Source organism: Pseudomonas avellanae BPIC 631 (genome assembly GCF_000444135.1).
Lineage (GTDB): Bacteria > Pseudomonadota > Gammaproteobacteria > Pseudomonadales > Pseudomonadaceae > Aquipseudomonas > Aquipseudomonas avellanae.
Genome location: NZ_ATDK01000388.1, coordinates 1 through 2,862 on the forward strand (window position 1 = coordinate 1; position 2,862 = coordinate 2,862).

General features: G+C 53.2%; 1 protein-coding gene. It reads left to right on the forward strand.

Annotated elements, in window-relative coordinates:
* Positions 1–199: 199 nt before the first annotated feature.
* On the forward strand, positions 200–2,791 hold the full coding sequence (locus DW49_RS1000000132435; RefSeq protein ID WP_229687605.1) for a TagA domain-containing protein: 2,592 nt from the start codon (positions 200–202) through the stop codon (positions 2,789–2,791).
* The last annotated feature ends 71 nt before the right edge of the window (positions 2,792–2,862 follow it).

A 2,862-nucleotide genomic window follows, 5' to 3' on the forward strand; every position in this document is an offset into this window, starting at 1 on the left:
GCAAGCTAAGCTATTGATAAGATTTGAATTTTCCGTTAGTTGGTGGCTGATTTTTTCGAAAACAGTACACTAGTTGAGCAAGGAAAATACTCGGTTGACTATGAGCCGATATCTGCCGTCGTAACCTGTTAGTAGCCATGGATTGGCCTGGGCTGAGGGCAGCTTTTCAACGTTCGCTCATTCCTGAAAGGACTCATTCATGGACAGGATTTTCTTGCGTTTCAGTTCGCTGGCACTGTCAATCAACTGCGCTTTGGTCTGCTCGATGTTGCAGGCGAATGAGGTCGCCGGACCTCTAGCACAAACTGCCAATGCCTCCGAAGCATGGCGCAACGATCTCGATGGACCTTTTTTGGGGCAGGTGGATTTCGCACAAACACACGCTATCAGCGCTCAGCGCAAAGTAGTTGATCCGTTGCTGGTCCCTGATCGCGAGGCGCTGGTAGTATATACACCGCCCCCGCTGACGGAGTACAGGGCGGTGAACATGGTCGTGCGCTATCGGGGCGTGACCACCGTAATTCCCATGACACCGCCGCATTGGACACCCGAGAGCGCTGTATACGACCAAAGCAACACGTTTTCGGGAAAGCCCATTGTAGGGACTTATCCGAAATTCAGAGCAGGGGCGTTCACCGCGACAATCCCGTATAACCAGTTTTCTCCTGACGCCAGCCTGAGCTTTTATGAAAGCGACAGGCCGAATGACGTGGGGACGCTGGCCAAGATTAAAATGATATTTCTGAACAGTGAAAGCGACGGCTTGGTGCTGATGAACATCAAAGGCTGTATTTTCAAGAGTGAGAGCACCTGCAAGACCACACTCGATCAATACGATATCGAAAAAAATCCGCTACTGGCGAAAATTGCGGCCCGGGAAATATTCTCCGAGTTGCCGATCAGGCAGTTGGTTTTTGGTATGGGCCAGAGCTATTGGCCGTACATCATTGCCCGTGGTCCTGATGGCAAGCCTCATCGTTACTCCACATCAGACAGCGATTACCGAGAGTGGGCTGCGTTTGGCGACAAGACATTACCTGCGAAAGCCGGTATGGGTATTTTCTGGAGAGCAGCTTCCGACCTTGGATACAAGCAGCCTGGAAAGTTTGTGGCGATTTCCGGACAACTGTTGGATGTGCCAGATGACATTCCTGTTCTTCCGCCTGGCGTAGGGGCAAGTTGTGGCGGAAACAGTTGCAACTATCCTTGGAGACCCATGGGCTTCTGGCATGAAACTGGCCATGGTCTTGGGCTGCCTCATAGCACGCCTCCACGTTATGAAAACTGGGCATATCGCTCATACGATCTGAAGTTCTTACCTAACTATCATGCCGATCCGAAGAAATACCAGCTTGAAGTCGATCACCTTGGTTATCACTATTTCGGTCATGTCGTGGGTGCGCTGGGACGGCCTGACTGGCCTATTGATCCGACATCTACAGCCGCTACAGCATCGGCTCCCCAAATAGATGAGTTTGAAGCGTTGCGCCTTGATAATCCTCCGGCCACGGCTGACTGGATTCACTACATCGCGCCCTATACTCATCAACAGATGTTGCGAGTGCAGCAGCGCTTTGGCAGCTTTCCGGCGGGCCTGCAGTATGCCGACTTGTGGGATGATCATCGGTCGCCTCCTAAAGTTGCGCAGGCGCAAGGCTTGGAAGCGCAAGCGGTTCCAGAGCAACTGATCGATCCAGGCATTGATGAGGCGGCTCATGACATTGGAACGCAGCTGAAACTGACGCAACCGGGGCAGGTCCCTCTGCTCAAAGGCGTTCCTGTACAGACTTTGGTGATTACGCTGGCCAGCGCGGACTATAACAGTCAGAAGCTGAGCCAGATCTATCCACCGATCATTTCCAACTATGGCAATGTGTTCGCACCCACCGCCCAGTATTCATCCTCTCGCGACGTCCCCCTGCCAGATGACGTCATCCCTGCAACTGATGGAGAGCTGTCGGCTACTCCTGTCCAGCCTTCACCTGTTCCTGACGCACCTCATACAAATGCCTTTACGAGCGCAAGAATTCAGTCTGCGCCAACGGGTCTGTGTCTTTCATTGCTGACTAACAACACGCCTGGCTTTGAAAGGTGTTCGACAACGTCCCTTCAGCAGCGCTGGACTGCCGGTGAGGGAGAGCGATTCAACCTTGTAAATAGTGTGACCGGCAAGTGCATCGACGGCAATTTGGCGATGGTAAATTGCACGCAAACCCCCCTTCATCTATGGAGCTATCGTGAAGATATCACCGGCAGCAAGACGGTACTCAGACTGCAGAACTCCTACAACGGAAAGTTTATAACTGCGCGTGATGGAAGCACCGCATCTATGGAGGGCATAGGCGGTAAAGAACAGGAGTTCTACGCCGTTCCAGGCGCCGCCGCGCCGGGTAATTATGTCTTGCGTGTTCAGTATGCCAACGGTTCCATCGACAGCTGGTCTCTTTACTCAGGAACCGTGGACAGTGGAGATGTTGTTTCGGTGGCCGTCAACGTGTCTTCCGCGCGCAAACCTGTTTTTGCCGAACTGCTGAGCAACAACGTAAATGTCGACAAGAGAATGCTCGACGATCAGCCCGAGCTACCGGCTGCCATCGTCGTCGGCGCTGAGGCAGGCTATCCCGTTATTACACCTCAGTATCTGCGCTCCAGGCTTACCGAGCAGTGCCTGTCCCGTGCAGCGACCGGCTTGACTCAGGAGCCCTGCAATGTGGGTGACGTCAGACAGCAGTGGGGCATGTCCGGCGTTTTGAACGTATCCGCGCCACAAACCCCACCTAGCAAAAAATGAGGGTCTGGTTTACCGAGGCATCTCTGGCGAGCAGTTCCACGGCAACAATGTTTCGTAATCCTCTACCGATG

Coding starts and splice junctions, on each gene's coding strand:
- DW49_RS1000000132435 (WP_229687605.1), top strand. CDS start 200: ATGGACAGGATTTTCTTGCGTTTCAGTTCGCTGGCACTGTCAATCAAC.